18 protein-coding genes and 1 pseudogene are annotated in these 17,665 nt (G+C 74.0%); 15 read left to right on the top strand and 4 right to left on the bottom strand.

The features are described from left to right. Window positions 1-17: 17 nt before the first annotated feature. Window positions 18-1,055 (top strand): NlpC/P60 family protein, encoded by a 1,038-nt coding sequence (locus QK442_RS01175; protein ID WP_282691839.1) that lies wholly within the window; start codon window positions 18-20, stop codon window positions 1,053-1,055. Between the two features lie 151 nt (window positions 1,056-1,206). Then, complete coding sequence (locus tag QK442_RS01170) at window positions 1,207-2,358, top strand: hypothetical protein (protein ID WP_282692043.1); 1,152 nt, start codon at window positions 1,207-1,209, stop codon at window positions 2,356-2,358. On the opposite strand, the gene QK442_RS01165 is transcribed toward QK442_RS01170, so the two are convergent. Further along, the gene (locus tag QK442_RS01165; RefSeq protein ID WP_282691838.1) at window positions 2,334-3,608 is read right to left on the bottom strand and encodes a glycosyltransferase family 87 protein; all 1,275 of its coding nucleotides are present in this window, start codon (window positions 3,606-3,608) and stop codon (window positions 2,334-2,336) included. The two genes, QK442_RS01170 and QK442_RS01165, sit on opposite strands and share 25 nt — an antisense overlap. Before the next feature lie 125 nt (window positions 3,609-3,733). Here QK442_RS01165 and QK442_RS01160 point away from each other — a divergent pair, with 125 nt between their 5' ends. Further along, window positions 3,734-4,876, top strand: a complete 1,143-nt coding sequence (locus QK442_RS01160) for a glycosyltransferase family 4 protein (protein WP_282691837.1) — start codon at window positions 3,734-3,736, stop codon at window positions 4,874-4,876. A gap of 51 nt (window positions 4,877-4,927) precedes the next feature. Here the strand turns inward: QK442_RS01160 and QK442_RS01155 are convergent, their stop codons facing one another. Next, window positions 4,928-6,724 (bottom strand): AMP-dependent synthetase/ligase, encoded by a 1,797-nt coding sequence (locus QK442_RS01155; protein ID WP_282691836.1) that lies wholly within the window; start codon window positions 6,722-6,724, stop codon window positions 4,928-4,930. Window positions 6,725-6,980: 256 nt separating this feature from the next. On the opposite strand from QK442_RS01155, the gene QK442_RS01150 reads away from it, so the two are divergent. The 7 genes and pseudogenes from QK442_RS01150 (at window position 6,981) to QK442_RS01120 (ending at window position 12,202) form a co-directional block, all read left to right on the top strand. Then, the gene (locus QK442_RS01150) at window positions 6,981-7,748 is read left to right on the top strand and encodes a metallophosphoesterase (protein ID WP_282691835.1); all 768 of its coding nucleotides are present in this window, start codon (window positions 6,981-6,983) and stop codon (window positions 7,746-7,748) included. Between the two features lie 119 nt (window positions 7,749-7,867). Next, complete coding sequence (locus tag QK442_RS01145) at window positions 7,868-8,308, top strand: SRPBCC family protein (RefSeq protein WP_282691834.1); 441 nt, start codon at window positions 7,868-7,870, stop codon at window positions 8,306-8,308. Between the two features lie 31 nt (window positions 8,309-8,339). Beyond that, a pseudogene (locus tag QK442_RS01140) lies at window positions 8,340-8,441 on the top strand (ArsA-related P-loop ATPase); the annotation flags it as partial. Between the two features lie 339 nt (window positions 8,442-8,780). Next, entirely contained in the window at window positions 8,781-9,818 is a 1,038-nt protein-coding gene (locus QK442_RS01135) for an ArsA-related P-loop ATPase (protein ID WP_282692042.1), read from the top strand. A gap of 61 nt (window positions 9,819-9,879) precedes the next feature. Further along, a complete protein-coding gene (locus QK442_RS01130) occupies window positions 9,880-10,356 on the top strand; it encodes a DUF5304 domain-containing protein (protein WP_282691833.1) in 477 nt (158 codons plus the stop codon). Window positions 10,357-10,422: 66 nt separating this feature from the next. Continuing rightward, a complete protein-coding gene (locus QK442_RS01125) occupies window positions 10,423-11,364 on the top strand; it encodes an ROK family glucokinase (RefSeq protein ID WP_282691832.1) in 942 nt (313 codons plus the stop codon). A 73-nt stretch (window positions 11,365-11,437) separates the two neighbouring features. Beyond that, window positions 11,438-12,202 (top strand): endonuclease/exonuclease/phosphatase family protein, encoded by a 765-nt coding sequence (locus QK442_RS01120; protein ID WP_282691831.1) that lies wholly within the window; start codon window positions 11,438-11,440, stop codon window positions 12,200-12,202. A gap of 42 nt (window positions 12,203-12,244) precedes the next feature. On the opposite strand, the gene QK442_RS01115 is transcribed toward QK442_RS01120, so the two are convergent. Together QK442_RS01115 and QK442_RS01110 are read right to left on the bottom strand one after the other, a co-directional pair. Then, complete coding sequence (locus tag QK442_RS01115) at window positions 12,245-12,910, bottom strand: hypothetical protein (RefSeq protein WP_282691830.1); 666 nt, start codon at window positions 12,908-12,910, stop codon at window positions 12,245-12,247. Then, window positions 12,903-13,685, bottom strand: a complete 783-nt coding sequence (locus tag QK442_RS01110; RefSeq protein WP_282691829.1) for an alpha/beta fold hydrolase — start codon at window positions 13,683-13,685, stop codon at window positions 12,903-12,905. Before QK442_RS01110 ends, QK442_RS01115 begins: the two co-directional genes overlap by 8 nt. On the opposite strand from QK442_RS01110, the gene QK442_RS01105 reads away from it, so the two are divergent. The 5 genes from QK442_RS01105 to QK442_RS01085 all read left to right on the top strand — a co-directional run bounded on the left by QK442_RS01105 (window position 13,617) and on the right by QK442_RS01085 (window position 17,665). Then, window positions 13,617-13,826: a hypothetical protein gene (locus QK442_RS01105; RefSeq protein WP_282692061.1), complete on the top strand. Its 210-nt coding sequence runs from the start codon at window positions 13,617-13,619 to the stop codon at window positions 13,824-13,826. The two genes, QK442_RS01110 and QK442_RS01105, sit on opposite strands and share 69 nt — an antisense overlap. Before the next feature lie 34 nt (window positions 13,827-13,860). Beyond that, window positions 13,861-14,607, top strand: a complete 747-nt coding sequence (locus QK442_RS01100) for a lysophospholipid acyltransferase family protein (protein ID WP_282691828.1) — start codon at window positions 13,861-13,863, stop codon at window positions 14,605-14,607. Window positions 14,608-14,645: 38 nt separating this feature from the next. Further along, window positions 14,646-15,872 (top strand): DUF5931 domain-containing protein, encoded by a 1,227-nt coding sequence (locus QK442_RS01095; RefSeq protein ID WP_282691827.1) that lies wholly within the window; start codon window positions 14,646-14,648, stop codon window positions 15,870-15,872. Between the two features lie 41 nt (window positions 15,873-15,913). Next, window positions 15,914-16,561, top strand: coding sequence for a response regulator transcription factor (locus tag QK442_RS01090; RefSeq protein WP_282692041.1), 648 nt, complete (start codon window positions 15,914-15,916; stop codon window positions 16,559-16,561). Between the two features lie 108 nt (window positions 16,562-16,669). Then, window positions 16,670-17,665 carry a 2-hydroxyacid dehydrogenase gene (locus tag QK442_RS01085; RefSeq protein ID WP_282691826.1) on the top strand — a complete coding sequence of 332 codons (996 nt, stop codon included), beginning with the start codon at window positions 16,670-16,672 and terminating at the stop codon, window positions 17,663-17,665.

Below are 17,665 nucleotides of genomic sequence, written 5' to 3'. Positions count from 1 at the left end.
AACGGAGAGCGCGAGCCGTGGCCTCCCACCGCCGACCCGCCCGGGTCACCGTCCTGACCGCAGCCGCCGCGGCCACCGCGGCGGCCTCTCTCGGAGGCGTCCCCGCGAGCGCGGACCCGGGCGCCGGCACCGAGGCCACCCGCGCCAAGGTCGACCGCCTCTACGAGGAGGCCGAGCGCGCCGCCGAGGGCTACAACAAGGCCGGCGAGAAGAGGGACGCCCTGCGGCGCACGGTGCGCCAGGCCCAGGACAGCCTCGCCCGCGGCCAGGAGCGCGTCAACCGGATGCGGGGCGCGCTCGGCGCGCTCGCCGGCGCCCAGTACCGCTCCGGGGGCCTCGACCCGGCCCTCGTCCTGCTGCTCTCCTCCGACCCCGACAGCTACCTCGACCGGGCCTCCGCCCTCGACCGGGTCACCGCCCGGCAGAGCGCCGCCCTCACCGAACTCCAGCGGGAGCGCCGCCGCCTCGACCAGGAGCGCGCCGAGGCCCGTACCGCCCTCGCCGAACTGGAGCGCAGCCGCGCCGAGGTCGCCCGCCACAAGCGGTCGGTCGAGCGGAAGCTCGCCGAGGCCCGCCGGGTCCTCGCCTCCCTCACCGCGGCCGAGCGCGCCGACTACGAGCGGGCCTCCCGCTCCGGCGGCCGCTCCGGGGGGCCAGGAGCCCCGGACGAGGAGCTTCCGCCGCCCCCCGCCGGCCTCGGCCCGGCCGACTCGCGGTCCGCCGCCGCGGTGCTCGCCGCCCGCAGCGCCGTCGGCAAGCCGTACGTCTGGGGGGCGACCGGCCCCACGGGCTTCGACTGCTCGGGGCTGATGGTCTGGTCGTACCGGCAGGCCGGGATCAGCCTGCCGCGCACCTCCGCCGCCCAGCGGCACGCAGGCCGGCAGGTGCCGCTCTCCCAGGCGCAGCCCGGCGACCTCGTCACCTACCGCGGCGACGCCAGCCACGTCGCCATCTACGCGGGGAACGGCCAGGTCATCCACGCCCCCTACCCGGGCGCCCGGGTCCGCTACGACCCGGTGAACATGATGTCCCACGTGACGGTCACCCGGATCTGAGCCCATCCGGGTCCACCGCCGCCGGACTCGGGGAGGCACCACCCCGTCACCCTTCCGTACGATCGGTGGCGTGGTGGAACAGGGGCGCGGAGCGCGACGGCCGGGTGCTGCGCCGCTCGCCCTGCTCCTCGCCCTCGCCGCGCTCGCCGCCCTGGTCGGCTGCGACACCGCCGCCCGGCCCGCCGACCCGGCCCTCCACGAGGTGCAGGCCCTCCTCGACCGGCACGCCGAAGCCCTCCTCGACCGCGACGAGACGGCCTGGCTCGCCGCCGCCGACCCCTCCTACAAGGCGGCCGCCCGCGCCGAGTTCCGCCGCCTCGCGGCCGTCCCGCTCGCCGGATGGCGCTACCGCGTCACCGGCGTCGACCGCACCGGCGAGGGCCGGCTCACCGCCCGCGTCGAGCGCGGCCACCGCGTCGAGGGGTACGACCGCGGGCCCCTCGACGCCGGCCGCGTGATGGAGCTCGCCGAACGGGACGGGCGCTGGTACGTGACCGGCGAGCGTCCCGCCGAGGGCGCCCCGGTACGGCTCTGGGAGCAGGGCGAGGTCACCGCCGTGCGCGGCGCCCGCTCACTGGTCCTCGGCGTCGGCCAGGACCGGGCCAGACTGGCCGAGATCGCCCGCCTCGCCGACCGGGCCGTGCCCGCCGTCGACGCCGCCTGGAGCCCGCAGTGGGCCCGCCGGGTCCTCGTCCTCGTCCCCGCCTCCCTCGACGACATGGGCGGACTGCTCGCCGCGGACGGCTCGCAGTACCGGGGGATAGCGGCCGTCACCACCGGCGAGACCGAGCGGCGCGCCGACGCGCCCGCGGACCGGGTGATCGTCAACCCCGACGCGTACGGGGTGCTCGGCGGCTTCGGCCGGCAGCTGGTCCTCACCCACGAGACCGTCCACGTCGCCACCCGCGCCCATACCTCGCCGTCCACCCCGGTCTGGCTCTCCGAGGGCTTCGCCGACTGGGCCGCCTACCGGGGCGGCGACCGCACCCCCGCCCAGGCCGCCCCCGAACTGCGGCGGGCCGTCCGGGCGGGCGAGCTCCCCGCCGCGCTCCCCGAGGACGCCGACTTCGGCTTCGACGGCGACGCCGAGGCCCTGGCCCGCGCCTACGAGAGCGGCTGGCTGGCCTGCGCGCTGATCGCCGACCGCTGGGGCGAGGACCGGCTGACCGCCTTCTACCGGGAGGTGGGCGCCCACCCGGGCCGGGACGGCGCGGTGGAGAACGCCCTCCGGAAGGTGCTCGACACCTCCCCGGAGGAGTTCACGGCAAAGTGGCGGGCCTACCTGCGGGACAAGCTGGCCTGAGAGGCCGATCCGGTGAGCACCTTCTCCCGCTCCGGCGGACCCGCCGGGACCGGGATCGTCACCGTGCCGGCCTCGGTGACCGTGTGCCGCCACAGGATCCGGCAGGCCATGAGGGTCGCCGCGATCAGCAGACCGTTGCGCAGGAACAGCACGCCGATGCCCAGCCAGTCGCTCTGCGACACGTGCGAGAACCAGACCGGGAACTCGAACTGCGTCACCGCCGTCGCCCACAGGATCAGATACGCGGGCGTCCGCATCCGGCTCGACCGGTACACCAGGCAGACCGCCGCCAGACCCATCAGCCAGATCATGTACTGGGGGGAGAGCACCCGGCTCGTCGCGGTGAAGAGCAGCACCGCCACGAAGGCCGCGTCCGCCACCGTCGAGGAGGTGAAGCGGCGCGCCTTGAACCGCCACAGCAGCAGCCACGCGAAGGCGGCCACGGTCAGCGCCATGGCGCCCTTCGAGACCCAGGACACGTACGGGCCGAGGAACTCGATCGAGCCGTAGTTCATCCGCGCCTCGCCGTCCCAGCCGAAGTGCCGGGCCACGTGGAAGACCATCGCGCCCAGCGACTCGATCTCCGTGCCCCGCTCGCTCTGGGAGGAGAGGAAGGACAGCGAGCCCGGCATCCAGAGCGCGCACAGCGCGAGGACCCCCGCCGCCGTCCCGGCCGCCACCGGCCAGGACCGCCAGGTCGCCCGGCCCTTCGGGGTGCCCGCGAGCAGCAGCGCCGGCCACACCTTGAGGACCGCGCCGAAACCGGCGAGCGCGCCGAGCACCCGCGGGCTGCGGATCGCGGCCAGCAGCGCCGCCACGGCGACGGCGGTGACCATGATGTCGTAGCGGGCGTACGCGGTCGGGCCCATCAGCGGCACCGCCGCCAGCCACAGCCACGCGCCCCGCGCCGACCGGCCGGGACGGCCGCCCGTGTGCAGCAGGAGCCCGAAGACGACGGCGTCGCAGAGGAAGGCGAGGACGAAGAAGGCCGCCGCGTAGTTCAGGAAGGGCAGCAGCGCGGGGGAGAGGATCGCGAGCGCCGCGGCCGGCGGGTACTGCCAGGTGACGTCGTCCTGCGGGTACGTGCCGGTCTTCAGGACCTCGTACCAGCTCTGGTAGATCTGCTCCACGTCGCTGGTGACGTCCGGACCCGGCACCACCACGATCTTGAAGACGCACACCAGGAGGACGATCCTGGTCAGTGCCCAGAGACTGATCGGGAGCCGTGACTCCCACAAGCGTGCGGCCATGCGCGAGCCGATCCCCGCTGCGCCCGTCATACCTGTCCTGTTCCTGTCCTGTCGGTCCGCTCGCGCGGAGGGGGTGGTGCCGGGCGTAGGGTGCGACCGCGTGCCATCACGTACTGTCTGTCACGATGCACAAGACCCTGATCGTAACGAACGATTTCCCGCCGCGTCCCGGCGGAATCCAGGCGTTCCTGCACAACATGGCGCTGCGGCTGGACCCCGACCGGCTCGTGGTCTACGCCTCCACGTGGAAGCGAGGCCGCGAAGGGGCGGAGGCCACCGCTCTGTTCGACGCGGAACAGCCTTTCACGGTTGTCCGGGACCGCACCACCATGCTGTTGCCCACACCACGGGTCACCGCACGGGCGACCGCGCTGCTGCGCGAACACGGCTGCGAGTCCGTCTGGTTCGGTGCCGCCGCCCCCCTCGGACTGATGGCCCCCGCCCTGCGCCGGGCCGGCGCGCGGCGGCTGGTCGCCACGACCCACGGGCACGAGGCGGGCTGGGCGCAGCTGCCCGCCGCCCGGCAGCTGCTGCGGCGGATCGGCGAGGGCACGGACACGATCACGTACCTCGGCGAGTACACCCGCTCCCGGATCGCCTCCGCCCTCACCCCGGCCGCCGCGGGCCGCATGACGCAGCTGCCGCCCGGCGTCGACGAGAAGACCTTCCACCCCGGCTCCGGCGGCGACGAGGTCCGGGCCCGCCTCGGCCTCACCGACCGCCCGGTCGTCGTCTGCGTCTCCCGGCTCGTCCCGCGCAAGGGCCAGGACACCCTGATCCGCGCCCTGCCCCGGATCCTGAAGCGGGTGCCGGACGCGGTCCTGCTGATCGTCGGCGGCGGCCCGTACGAGAAGGACCTGCGCCGCCTCGCCGCGGAGACCGGCGTCGCCGCCTCCGTCCGCTTCACCGGCGCCGTCCCGTGGGAGGAGCTCCCGGCCCACTACGGTGCCGGGGACGTCTTCGCCATGCCCTGCCGCACCCGCCGCGGCGGCCTCGACGTCGAGGGCCTCGGCATCGTCTACCTGGAGGCGTCCGCGACCGGTCTCCCGGTCGTCGCCGGCGACTCGGGCGGAGCCCCCGACGCCGTCCTCGACGGCGAGACGGGCTGGGTCGTCCGCGGCGAGTCCGCCGAGGACACCGCGGACCGCGTCACCACCCTCCTCCTCGACCCGGACCTCCGCGCCCGCATGGGCGAGCGGGGCCGCGCCTGGGTGGAGGAGAAGTGGCGCTGGGACCTCCTGGCGGAACGGCTCAGGGAGCTGCTGTAAGACATGGCGAAGGGGCCCGGCGCGCACGCGCCGGGCCCCTTCGCCATGGGCTCACTTGCTGTAGATCGCCTCGATCTCGTCCGCGAAGTCCTTCGCCACCACATTGCGCTTCAGCTTCAGGGACGGGGTGATGTGGCCCGCCTCCTCGGTGAACTGGGAGCTCAGGACGCGGAACTTGCGGACCGACTCCGCCTTGGAGACCGCCGCGTTGCCGTCGTCGATCGCCCGCTGGACCTCGGCCAGGAGCTCCGGGTCCTCGCGCAGCGAGGCGGCGGTGGCGCCGGCCGGCTTGCCGTGCTCGGCGGCCCAGCGGCCCAGGAACTCCTCGTCCAGGGTGACCAGGGCGCCGACGAAGGGGCGGCCGTCGCCGACCACCATGCACTCCGCGACCAGGGCGTGGGCACGGATCCGGTCCTCGATGACCGCGGGGGCGACGTTCTTGCCGCCCGCCGTCACCAGGATCTCCTTCTTGCGGCCGGTGATCGTCAGGTATCCGTCCTCGTCGAGGGTGCCGATGTCGCCGGTGTGGAACCAGCCGTCCGTCAGCGCCTCGGCCGTCGCCGCCTCGTTGTTCCAGTACCCGGAGAAGATCTGCTCGCCGTGGAGCAGCACCTCGCCGTCGTCGGCGATCCGCACCACCGAGCCCGGCAGCGGCTGGCCGACCGTGCCGATCTTCGGGCGGTCCCACGGGTTGAAGGCGGTCGCCGCGCAGGACTCCGTCAGGCCGTAGCCCTCCAGGACGGTGAAGCCGATGCCGCGGAAGAAGTGGCCGAGCCGCTCGCCCAGCGGCGCGCCGCCGGAGATCGCGGACTCGCCGCGCCCGCCGAGCACCGCCCGCAGCTTCGAGTAGACCAGCTTGTCGAAGAGCTTGTGCTTGAGCCGCAGGCCCAGGGACGGGCCCTGCGGGGTGGCAAGGGCGCGGCTGTAGGCGATGGCCGTGTGCGCGGCCTTGTCGAAGATCTTGCCCTTGCCGTCGGCCTGCGCCTTGGCCCGCGCCGAGTTGTAGACCTTCTCGAAGACGCGCGGCACGCCCAGGATCAGCGTCGGCCGGAAGGAGGCCAGCTCGTCCGTGAGGGTCTTGATGTCCGGGAGGCAGCCCAGGCGGATCGGGGCCATCACCGAGGCCACCTCGATCAGCCGGCCGAAGACGTGCGCGGCGGGCAGGAAGAGCAGGACCGAGGACTCGCCGGTGCGGAAGAGCGGCTTCAGGCGCTCCACCACGTTGCCGCACTCGGCGAAGAACGCCCGGTGCGTCAGCACACAGCCCTTGGGGCGGCCCGTCGTGCCCGAGGTGTAGACGATCGTCGCCGGGTCGTCCGCGTTCGCCGCCGACATCCGCGCGTCCAGCGTCTCGTCGGAGACCTCCGCGCCGGCGGCCGTCAGCTTCGCGACCGCCCCGTCCTCGATCTGCCACAGGCCCTTCAGGGCCGGCAGTCCGTCCCGTACCGACTCCACCGACGCCTGGTGCGCGGCGGTCTCCACGACCGCGAGCGAGGCGCCCGAGTCGCCGAGGATCCACTGGATCTGCTCCGGCGAGCTGGTCTCGTACACGGGCACGGTCACACCGCCCGCGCTCCAGATCGCGAAGTCGACGAGCACCCACTCCTCGCGGGTGCGGGAGAGCAGCGCCACGCGGTCGCCCACCTCGACCCCGGCCGCGATCAGGCCCTTCGCGATCCCGCGCACCTGGGCGAGGAACTCCTTGGCGGTCACGTCGGTCCACACGCCGTCGACCTTGCGGCCCATCACGGCGACGTCTGGGTGCTGGGAGGCGTTGCGGCGGATGAGATCCGTCAGGTTGCCGTCCGAAGGGACCTCGTACAGGGCCGGAAGGCTGAACTCGCGCAAGACTGCTGCTCCTCATCGGGCTCCGGCGCCACGGCTCTGTGCTCGCACCGGTGCGGTCCATGATCGGGCAGGTGCTCGGTGGGGACGAGCACGGCTGTGGACTGCCCGGACGTTACCCACCAGTACACGGTTCCCGATAGGGGGTCACGGTCAGATGTTCCGTGCGTCACACCAGCGTGACGGCTCTCTCCGCACAGTAGTCGACAGCTTTCCCGTCTCCCAAGTAACCGCAGGTCCGACCCCCTAAGGTGGGCACATGCGAGTCCACGTGATCAGCGACGTGCACGGCAACACCGGAGCCCTCGCCAAGGCGGGGGAGGGCGCCGACGCCCTCATATGCCTCGGCGACCTGGTCCTCTTCCTCGACTACGCCGACCACAGCAGAGGGATCTTCCCCGACCTCTTCGGCGAGGCGAACGCGGACCGGATCGTCGAGCTGCGCACCGCCCGCCGCTTCGACGAGGCCCGCGACTTCGGCCGCAGCCTGTGGGCCGGACTCGCCGTCGACCGCGAGACCGCCATCGAGGCGGCCGTCCGCCGCCAGTACGCCGAACTCTTCGCCGCCTTCCCCACCCCCACCTACGCCACCTACGGCAACGTCGACATCCCCACCCTCTGGTCCGAGTACGCCGGGCCCGGCACCACCGTCCTCGACGGGCAGCGGATCGAGCTCGGCGGCCTCGTCCTCGGCTTCGTCGGCGGCGGCCTGCGCACCCCGATGCGCACCCCGTACGAGATCTCCGACGAGGAGTACGCCGCCAAGGTCGAGGCCCTCGGCGAGGTCGACGTCCTCTGCTCCCACATCCCGCCGGAGGTCCCCGACCTCACCTACGACACCGTCGCCCGCCGCTTCGAGCGCGGCAGCCGCGCCCTCCTCGCCGCCATCCACCGCACCCGCCCCCGCTACGCCCTCTTCGGTCACATCCACCAGCCCCTGGTCCGCCGGATGCGGATCGGCGCCACCGAGTGCGTGAACGTCGGGCACTTCGCGGCCACCGGCCGCCCCTTCGCCCTGGAGTGGTGACGGGGGAGGGGCGACGGGCGGAGGGGTGACGGGGCCGGCACAGGGGCGCGATAGCCTTCCGTCGGCACGTGTGTGCCCTTTGTACGTCCGCCGGACCGCACAGTGGAGGAGCCACCGCGATGGCCGAACACACCAGCTCGAGCATCACCATCGAGGCGGCGCCGGCCGACGTCATGGGTGTGATCGCCGACTTCGCCCGCTACCCCGAGTGGACCGGTGAGGTCACCCGGGCCGAGGTCCTGGAGACCGACGACGCCGGCCGCGCCGAGAAGGTCCGGCTCGTCCTCGACGCCGGCGCCATCAAGGACGACCACACCCTCGCGTACACCTGGAGCGGCCCCCACGAGGTCAGCTGGACCCTGGTGAAGTCCCAGATGCTGCGCTCCCTGGACGGCTCCTACCGCCTCACCCCGCTCGCCGGCGACCGCACCGAGGTCACCTACCAGCTCACCGTCGACGTCAAGATCCCCATGCTCGGCATGATCAAGCGCAAGGCCGAGAAGGTCATCATCGACCGCGCCCTCGACGGCCTGAAGAAGCGCGTGGAGTCCGGCGCCTGAACCCCGCCGGGGGCGCGGTAGCGTCACCCGTATGCGGATCATCCTCGTCACCGGAGCCGGCGGCGCCGGGCGCACCACGGTCGCCACCGCGACCGCCCTCGCCGAGGCCCACGCGGGCCGCCGCGTCCTGCTCGTCCCGTCCGACGCCACGGGTACGGAGGCGGTCGCGGCTCCGGCCGCCGGTGCCGGTCGTGACCAGGGGCGCGAGACCGGCGCGGCCGGAAGCGAAGGCTCTGCCGCCGCCCCGTTCTGCGGCGAGGGCCCCGGCACCGGTCCCGGCGGAGGCACCGCCTCTGGAGAAGGCCCCGGCGGCGGCGCAGCTCATGGCACCGGCACCGCCCGTGGCGGAGGCACCGCCCCCGGGACGGACCCCGGCACCGGCGCTGCCCACGGCGGAGGCACCGGTCCCGGCGCAGGCCCTGGCGCCAGCCCTGGCGTCGGCGCCGCTCATGGCGGAGACCCTGGCACCGCCATCGGCCACGGCGCAGGCCCCGGCACCGCCGTCGGCCCCGGCACCCTCACCGTGCTGCGGACCGATCCCGCCGGGGACTTCCGGCGGGAGTTCCTCGCCTTCCAGGAGCGCTCGGGGGCCGTGCTCGACTTCCTCGGGGCCTCGCCGTTCGAGGACGCCGAGCTCACCGAGCTGCCCGGCAGCCGGCAGTTCGCCCTGCTGCGGGCGCTGCGGGAGGCGGCCGCGGGGGATCACGACCTGGTCGTCGTCGACCTGCCGCCGCTCCGCGAGGCCCTGGCCGTCCTCGCCCTGCCCGAGCAGCTCCGCCGCTATCTGCGCCGGCTGCTGCCGCCCGAGCGGCAGGCCGCCCGCGCGCTGCGCCCGATGCTCGCCCAGCTCGCCGGCGTACCCATGCCCGCGCAGTGGCTGTACGAGACCACCGCCCGCTGGGAGCGGGAGCTCGCCACCGTCCAGGCCGTCGTCGAGGCCCCCGGCACCACCGTCCGGCTCGTCCTCGAACCCGGACCGAACGCCGCCGCCACCCTCCGCGAGGCCCGCCTCGGCCTCGCCCTCCAGGGCCTCGCCCTCGACGCCGTGATCGCCAACCGGCTGCTGCCCGCCGCCTCCGAGGACCCCTGGCTCACCGCCCTGACCGTTCAGCAGCACCGGCACCTGGAGACCCTGCGCACCGGGGCCGGGGACCTCCTGCACGAGCTGCCGCACCTCGGCCGCGACCCGCGCGGCCCCGAGGACCTGGCCCTGCTCGCCGCCGTCGGACCCGGCCTCCCGCCCGCCCCCGCGCCCGCGGCGACCGTCGAGGACCGGCGTACGGAGGACGGCGTGCTCGTCTGGCACCTGCCGCTGCCCGGCGCCGTCAAGCAGGAGCTCTCCCTCGTCCGCAGGGGTGACGAACTGCTGCTCGGCGCCGGTCCCTTCCGCCGCGTCCTGCCCCTGCCGCCCGCCCTGCGCCGCTGCACCGTCACCGGCGCGGGCCTGGTCGACGGCGACCTCAGGGTCCGCTTCGCCCCCGACCCCGGACTCTGGCCCAGGCCCTCCTGAGGGCCGTCCCCGGCGTGTACCGTCGAAGGAGGATCCGAGGAGCGCGACGGAGGAGTACGCCATGAGCAGCGATCCGGACGCCTGGGCCGAGGCCTGCGCCGAGGACCTGGCGGCGGAGAAGGCCCGCCGCCGCGCCGAGCACGGGGAGGAACCCGGCTCGCCCGCCGAGGAGTTCCGCAAGCTCTTCGAGGCCGTCGCCGAGAAGCTCACCGGCGGACTCGGCGCCGCGGCCCCGCTGTTCGGCGGGCAGAACGCGGCCGAGGCCGCCGACCGGGCCGCCGAGGCCGTCAGGGGCCTCGTCGACCAGGCGAAGGCCGCCGTCGAGCCGATCGTCGAGCGCAACCCGCAGGTCTTCGACCACCTCGCCGCCGCGGGCAGCGAACTCCTCGCCGCCTACCGCTCGGCCGTCGAGGGCCACGAGACCCGCTGGACCCGCGGACCCGGCCCCTCCAAGGGCGACCCCCGCGACCCCGCTCCGGAGGACCGTACGGACGGCGAGGACGGCCCCACCACCGGCCGCCCCATCGACCTGGACTGATCGGTACGGCCCCTCCCCTCGGGTACGGTGGGCCCTAGCGGGGCTCGACCGAAAACTGAGGGACACATGGGACTCACCATCGGCGTCGACATCGGCGGCACGAAGATCGCGGCCGGCGTGGTCGACGAGGAGGGCAACATCCTCGACACGCACACGGTGCCCACCCCGCCGACCCCCGAGGGCATCGTCGACGCCATCTGCGCGGCCGTGTCCGAGGCCGGCAAGGGCCACCGGATCGAGGCCGTGGGCATCGGCGCGGCCGGCTACGTCGACGACAAGCGGGCCACCGTCCTCTTCGCGCCGAACATCGACTGGCGGCACGAGCCGCTGAAGGACAAGGTCGAGCAGCGCGTCGGCCTCCCCGTCGTCGTCGAGAACGACGCCAACGCCGCCGCCTGGGGCGAGTACCGCTTCGGCGCCGGCCAGGGCCACGAGGACGTCATCTGCATCACCCTCGGCACCGGCCTCGGCGGCGGCATCATCATCGGCAACAAGCTGCGCCGCGGACGCTTCGGCGTCGCCGCCGAGTTCGGCCACATCCGGGTCGTCCCCGACGGCCTGCTCTGCGGCTGCGGCAGCCAGGGCTGCTGGGAGCAGTACGCCTCCGGCCGCGCCCTCGTCCGGTACGCCAGGCAGCGCGCCGCCGCCACCCCCGAGAACGCCGAGGTACTGCTCTCGCTCGGCGACGGGACCCCCGAGGGCATCCAGGGCAAGCACGTCAGCGAGGCCGCCCGCGCGGGCGACCCGGTCGCCATCGACTCCTTCCGCGAGCTGGCCCGCTGGGCCGGCGCGGGCCTGGCCGACCTCGCCTCGCTCTTCGACCCCTCCGCGTTCATCGTCGGCGGCGGCGTCTCCGACGAGGGCGAGCTCGTCCTCGACCCGATCCGGAAGTCCTTCCGGCGCTGGCTGATCGGCGGCAGCTACCGCCCGCACGCCCAGGTCCTCGCCGCCCAGCTCGGCAACAAGGCCGGCCTCGTCGGCGCCGCGGACCTGGCCCGCCAGGGCTGACCCGCCCGTCGTTTCCGGCCGATGCCCGCCGCGCCCCCTGGGGCGGGGCGGGCATCCGGCCTATGTTGAGGCCATGGCCCTCGACGCGACCGGCGCGCTGCCCGCTCTGCCCGCCTCCCGTACCGAGCCGGACGGTTCGGCCGTGGTCCGGATCCTCAGCTACAACATCCGTTCGATGCGTGACGACGAGGACGCCCTGGCCCGGGTGATCCGGGCCTGCGCCCCCGACGTCGTCCTCGCGCAGGAGGCCCCCCGCTTCTTCCGCTGGCGCAAGCACGCGGCCCGGCTGGCCGCCAAGAGCGAACTGGTCGTCCTCTCCGGCGGGGCCCCCGCCGCGGGGCCGCTGCTGCTCTGCTCCCTGCGCGCCACCGTCGAGCGGACCGAGGACGTGCTCCTGCCGCTCACCCCCGGCCTGCACCGGCGCGGCCTCGCCACCGCCGTCGTCCGCTTCGGCGCGGTCCGGCTGGGGCTGGTCAGCTGCCATCTGAGCCTGGCGGAGGAGGAGCGGTACGCCCAGGCGGGACTGGTCCTCGACCGGGTCGCCGCGCTCGGCACCCCGTACGCGATCGTCGCCGGCGACCTCAACGAACGTCCCGGCGGCCCCGCCTTCACCCGGCTGACCCGGACCCTCCGCGACGGCTGGGAGACCCGCCCCTGGGGCACCGAGCACACCCACCCCGCCACCCGCCCCCACCAGCGCATCGACGCGATCCTGGCGACCGCCCCCGTCGACTTCCTCGGCTGCGGCGTCCCCCCGCACCTGCCCCCGGCCGACCTGACCGCCGCCACCGATCACCTCCCGGTACTGGCCGCGGTCAGACTCCAGGCCCCGGCCTGACGGGCGGCAGCCCGGCCCGCGACCGGCGTCGGGAGGAACGGTTCACACCACCGCGCCGCGGCCCGGGTCGTTGTAGCCGTCGTCGTCCTCGTCGTCGCCCTTCATACGGGCCACCAGGGTCACGAAGCCGCCGAGGAAGCCGCCGATGCACAGGGTGGTGAGCCACCAGGTCATGTCCCACTGGAGGAGGACGGCGACCAGCATCAGGACCGGGCCGCCGATCACCGCCAGCCAGGCGAACTTGGTGGTGGCGTCCGCCTCCGGGAGCGGGGGCGGCTCCGGCGGCACGAAGTGGCCCTCGTCCGCCGCGCCGCCGCCGGGGGCCTCCTCGGGCTCGGCCAGGCTGTAGTCGCGCGGGCCGCCCGGGCGCACGCCGGGCGCGAAGGTGATCGAGCTGCCGAGGGCCGGTCTCCTGCCGCCGTCGTCGCCGTCACCGTCCTCGTCGCCGTCGCCCGCGTCGGGCCCCGGCTCGGGCTCCCGCTTCGTCTTGTCCGGCTTCGGCAGGTCACCGCCCGAGGCGGCCCGGGTCTCGCGGGCCTCCAGCTCCTCCGGCTCCGGCAGTACCAGGTTCTCGATCGGCCGGAACGGGCGCGCCCCCGGAGGGTCCGCGGGCTCCTCGCCGTATCCCGCGACGATCGCGGCCCACGCCGCTTCCTCGTCGATGGGCTGCGGCTCCCGCTCGCCGCCGCCGTCCTGCTGGTCAGCCACCGCTCCTGCTCCCCTTCCCGCCCACGAGTCCCGGGGCGAGGCGCTCGACGAACGCCAGACTCTCCTCGAAGATCCGCTCCGCTTCATGGTCCAACGTCGCCACGTGGTAGCTCTGTTCCAGCAGCACCTCCCTGACGTCGGTGGAGGAGATCCGGCTGAGCACACGGGCCGAGTCGGCCGGCGGCACCACGTGGTCCTGCGGGCTGCGCAGCAGCAGGAGGGGCTGGGTGACCTGCGGCAGCTCGCCGTCCACGAGCCGGAAGAACCGCCGCAGCGAGTACGCCGCGTGCAGCGGCACCCGGTCGTAGCCGATCTCGGTCACGCCCTCCTTCGCGATGTCGTTGGCGACGCCCTTCGTGGTCGGGACGAGGTGCCGCACCACCGGCAGGGCGTGCGCGGCGAGGCCGTGCACCTTGTTGCCCGGGTTGACGAGGACGAGGCCGCGGACCGTATCTCCGTGCTGCGCGGCGAGCCGGAGGGCCAGCGCCCCGCCCATGGAGAGGCCGAAGACGAAGACGGTCGTGCAGCGGGCGGTGAGCTCGCGCAGCGCCCGGTCCACCTCCGCGTACCAGTCGTGCCAGGTGGTGAGCTGCATGTCCTGCCAGCGGGTGCCGTGCCCCGGCAGCAGGGGCACCGACACCGTCAGGCCGCGGTCGGCCAGGTACTCGGCCCACGGACGCATCGACTGCGGGGAACCGGTGAATCCGTGACAGAGAAGGACGCCGACCTCTCCGCCCTCATGGCGGTACGGCTCGGCTCCGGGAAGGACCGGCACCGGGGTCTCCTGTTCGGTTGCGGCTCCGGTGCGTCGAGGGCGCCGGAGTCGTACGGCGATGGGGGAAGGACCTTCACCGTACGCGACCGGACCGACACCGACCAGGGCCGCAGCGGGGAGCGGCACGCCGGTACGGGATAAAGTCGTGCTGACGGCACACGGAAGGCATGGCGAGTTGATCTACGGCGCAATGAAGTTCTCCATCGGAGGGTCCCTGAAGCTCGCCTTCCGGCCCTGGGTGGAGGGCGCGGAGAACGTGCCCGCCGAGGGGCCCGCCATCCTGGCCAGCAACCACCTGTCCTTCTCGGACTCCTTCTTCCTGCCCGCGGTCCTCGACCGCAAGGTCACCTTCATCGCCAAGGCGGAGTACTTCACCACTCCCGGCGTGAAGGGCCGGCTGACCGCCGCCTTCTTCAAGGGCGTCGGCCAGCTCCCGGTGGACCGCTCGGGCGCCCGCGGCGCCGGCGAGGCGGCCATCAAGGCCGGCATCGAGGTCATCGAGAGCGGCGGCCTCTTCGGCATCTACCCCGAGGGCACCCGCTCGCCCGACGGCCGCCTCTACCGCGGCAAGCCCGGCGGTCTCGCCCGGGTGGCGCTGGCCACCGGCGCCCCGGTGATCCCCGTCGCCATGATCGACACGGAGAAGATCCAGCCGCCCGGCAAGATCGTCCCGAAGCTGATGCGCCCCGGGATCCGGATCGGCAAGCCGCTCGACTTCTCCCGCTACCAGGGCATGGACGGCGACCGCTTCATCCTCCGCTCGGTGACCGACGAGGTCATGTACGAGATCATGAAGCTCTCGGGCCAGGAGTACGTGGACATCTACGCGACCGCCGCCAAGCGGCAGATCGCCGAGGCCGAGAAGGCCGCCAAGGAGGCCGTGAAGGCCGAGATCGCCGCGCGGGAAGAGTCCGGCGCCTGACGCTCCCGTCCAGGGGCGTCCACGGGGGGGTGGGGGAGATGGCCAAGCGCGAACGTGTCGTGCGCATGTCGGTCGAGCAGCCGCTGTGGCGGGCGCTGACCGGCTACCGCGTCCTGACGATGGTCTACGCGGTGCTGATCTTCGCCACCGGCCCGGACCGCTACGAGCGGCCCTGGGTCGCCGTCGGCTACCTCGCGGTGCTCTGCGTCTGGACCCTCGCCACCCTGCCCAAGGTGGCGAGCGCGGCCGGCTGCACCAAGCGCTTCCTCGTCGCCGACCTCACCCTCGCCCTCACCGGCATCCTCCTCACCCCGCTCGTGGACGCCCAGGCCCAGTCCGTCGACGGCCCCACGCTGCCGACGATATGGACCGCCGGCTCCGTCCTCGCCTACGCCCTCAAGGGCGGCTGGCGCTGGGCCGGCCTCGCCTCCTCGCTCGTCGCCGTCGCCAACATCATCGAGCGGGCCCACCCCACCCGGGACACCGTCCACAACGTGATCCTGGTCTGGGTCGCCTCCATCGCCATCGGCTACGTCGTCGAGGTCGCCCGCGCCTCCGAGCGCACCCTCGCCCGCGCCCTGGAGATCGAGGCCGCCACCCGGGAGCGCGAGCGGCTCGCCCGCGACATCCACGACAGCGTCCTCCAGGTCCTCGCCATGGTGCAGCGGCGCGGCACCGCACTCGGCGGAGAGGCCGCCGAGCTGGGCCGGATGGCGGGCGAACAGGAGGTCGCCCTGCGCGCCCTGGTGGCCGGCGGTCTCATCCGTACCAGCCATGTCTCCGAGGACGAGTCCGAGGGGGCCGTGGTCCGCGTCGTCGAGGTCGACGACGCGCCCGACGACGCCCCGGTCGACCTGCGCACCCTGCTCGCCCCGCGCGCCGGAGCCCGGGTCACCCTCTCCGACCCCGGCGTGCCCGTCCCGCTGCCCTCCGCCGCCGCGCGGGAACTGGCCGCCGCGGTCGGCGCCGCCCTGGACAACGTACGGGTGCACGCGGGCGCGGACGCGCGCGCGTGGATCCTCCTGGAGGACTGGGACGACGAGGTCGTCGTCACCGTCAGGGACGACGGGCCCGGCATCCCCGAGGGCCGGCTCGCCGAGGCGGAGGGCGAGGGCCGGATGGGGGTCGCGCTCTCCATCCGGGGGCGCCTGCGCGACCTGGGCGGCACGGCCGAGCTGATCTCGGTCCCGGGCCAGGGCACCGAAGTCGAACTGAAGGTCCCGCGACCGTCGCGGGACGCACGGGGGAAGGCAGGAGAGAAGTGAACGAGGCGCAGCACCCGGCAGGGACGGGGCCGATCAGGGTGATGGTCGTCGACGACCACCCCATGTGGCGGGACGCCGTCGCCCGCGACCTGGCCGAGGCGGGCTTCGCCGTGGTCGCCACCGCCGGCGACGGCGACCAGGCCGTCCGCCGGGCCCCCGCCGCCGCCCCCGACGTCCTCGTCCTGGACCTGAACCTGCCGGCCAAGCCGGGCGTCCAGGTCTGCAAGGAGCTGGTCGGCACACTGCCGGGCCTGCGGGTCCTGGTCCTCTCGGCGAGCGGCGAGCACGCCGACGTCCTGGAGGCCGTGAAGTCCGGCGCCACCGGCTACCTCCTGAAGTCGGCCGGCGCCGAGGAGCTGATCGACGCGGTCCGCCGCACCGCTGCGGGCGACCCCGTCTTCACCCCGGGCCTCGCCGGCCTGGTCCTCGGCGAGTACCGCCGCCTCGCCTCGGGGCCCGCCCCCGCCGAGGGCGCCGGGGAGCCGGAGGCGCCGCGCCTCACCGACCGCGAGACCGAGGTCCTGCGGCTCGTCGCCAAGGGCCTCAGCTACAAGCAGATCGCCGAACGCCTCGTCATCTCGCACCGCACCGTGCAGAACCACGTCCAGAACACCCTGGGCAAGCTCCAGCTGCACAACCGCGTCGAGCTCGTCCGGTACGCGATCGAGCGCGGCCTCGACGAAGGCTGAGCCCGCGGCCGGGGGAGCCGAGACCGGGCGGGGCGCGGGACAGGGCCGTATATTCGCGCGTAACCGTACTTTCGGGCGCATACGTGACCTTCCAGCGAGGGGACTGCCGTGGAGATCCTGGCATTCGGCGTGCAGGCGGACGAGAAGCCGCTGATCGAGAAGGCGTTCGCGGGCCACCACGACGTCCGCTGCCTGGACGTCTTCCTCACCGAGGACACCGCCCCCATCGCGGCCGGCTACGAGACCGTCTCCACCAGCGTCAACGCCATCCTCGACCACCGGGTCCTCCAGACCCTGGCGGCCGGTGGCACCCGGATGATCGCCCAGCGCTCCACCGGCTTCAACAACATCGACTTGGAGGTCGCCGAGCGCCTGGGCCTCACCGTCGCCCGGGTCTCGTCCTACTCGCCGTACTCCGTCGCCGAGTTCGCCTGGGCCCTCGCCCTGGCCGTCAACCGGCGGATCGTCCGCGCCTCCAACCGCACCCGCGACTTCGACTTCCGCCTCCACGGCCTGATGGGCCGCGACCTGCGGGGCCGTACCGTGGGCGTCCTCGGCACCGGAAGGATCGGCGAGGCGTTCACCCGGATCGCCCACGGCTTCGGCATGCGGCTGCTCGGCTGGGACATCGTCGAGAACCCGGCCTGCACCGCGCTCGGCATGGAGTACGTCGAGAAGGACCGGCTCCTCGCCGAGGCCGACCTCGTCAGCCTCCACGTGCCGCTGCTGCCCGCCACCCACCACCTCATCGACGCCGTCGCCCTCAAGGCCATGAAGGACGACGCGATCCTCGTCAACTCCAGCCGCGGCGGCCTCGTCGACACCGACGCCCTCGTCACCGAACTCCGTGCCGGCCGCTTCACCGGCGTCGGACTCGACGTCTACGAGGCGGAGGCCGGCCTCTTCTTCCTCGACAAGTCCCTCGCGGGCATCGAGGACGACACCCTGGCCCGCCTGGTGACCTTCCCCAACGTGGTGGTGACGAGCCACCAGGCGTACTACACCGCCGACGCGGTCGGCCAGATCATCGACACCACGGTCCGCAACGTCCTCAACTACTTCGAGGGCCGGAGGGACGAGAACGTCCTGGTACCGCGCGCCTAG

The sequence above is a fragment of the Streptomyces sp. CC208A genome (assembly GCF_030010625.1).
In the GTDB taxonomy this organism is placed as follows: Bacteria; Actinomycetota; Actinomycetes; order Streptomycetales; family Streptomycetaceae; genus Streptomyces.
Note: the sequence above shows the minus strand (reverse complement) of the source record. Positions and strands in the feature narration are given on the sequence as shown.

Coding starts and splice junctions, on each gene's coding strand:
- QK442_RS01165 (WP_282691838.1), bottom strand. CDS start 3,608: ATGGCCGCACGCTTGTGGGAGTCACGGCTCCCGATCAGTCTCTGGGCA.
- QK442_RS01095 (WP_282691827.1), top strand. CDS start 14,646: ATGGCCAAGCGCGAACGTGTCGTGCGCATGTCGGTCGAGCAGCCGCTG.
- QK442_RS01150 (WP_282691835.1), top strand. CDS start 6,981: ATGCGAGTCCACGTGATCAGCGACGTGCACGGCAACACCGGAGCCCTC.
- QK442_RS01160 (WP_282691837.1), top strand. CDS start 3,734: ATGCACAAGACCCTGATCGTAACGAACGATTTCCCGCCGCGTCCCGGC.
- QK442_RS01145 (WP_282691834.1), top strand. CDS start 7,868: ATGGCCGAACACACCAGCTCGAGCATCACCATCGAGGCGGCGCCGGCC.
- QK442_RS01130 (WP_282691833.1), top strand. CDS start 9,880: ATGAGCAGCGATCCGGACGCCTGGGCCGAGGCCTGCGCCGAGGACCTG.
- QK442_RS01090 (WP_282692041.1), top strand. CDS start 15,914: ATGGTCGTCGACGACCACCCCATGTGGCGGGACGCCGTCGCCCGCGAC.
- QK442_RS01120 (WP_282691831.1), top strand. CDS start 11,438: ATGGCCCTCGACGCGACCGGCGCGCTGCCCGCTCTGCCCGCCTCCCGT.
- QK442_RS01125 (WP_282691832.1), top strand. CDS start 10,423: ATGGGACTCACCATCGGCGTCGACATCGGCGGCACGAAGATCGCGGCC.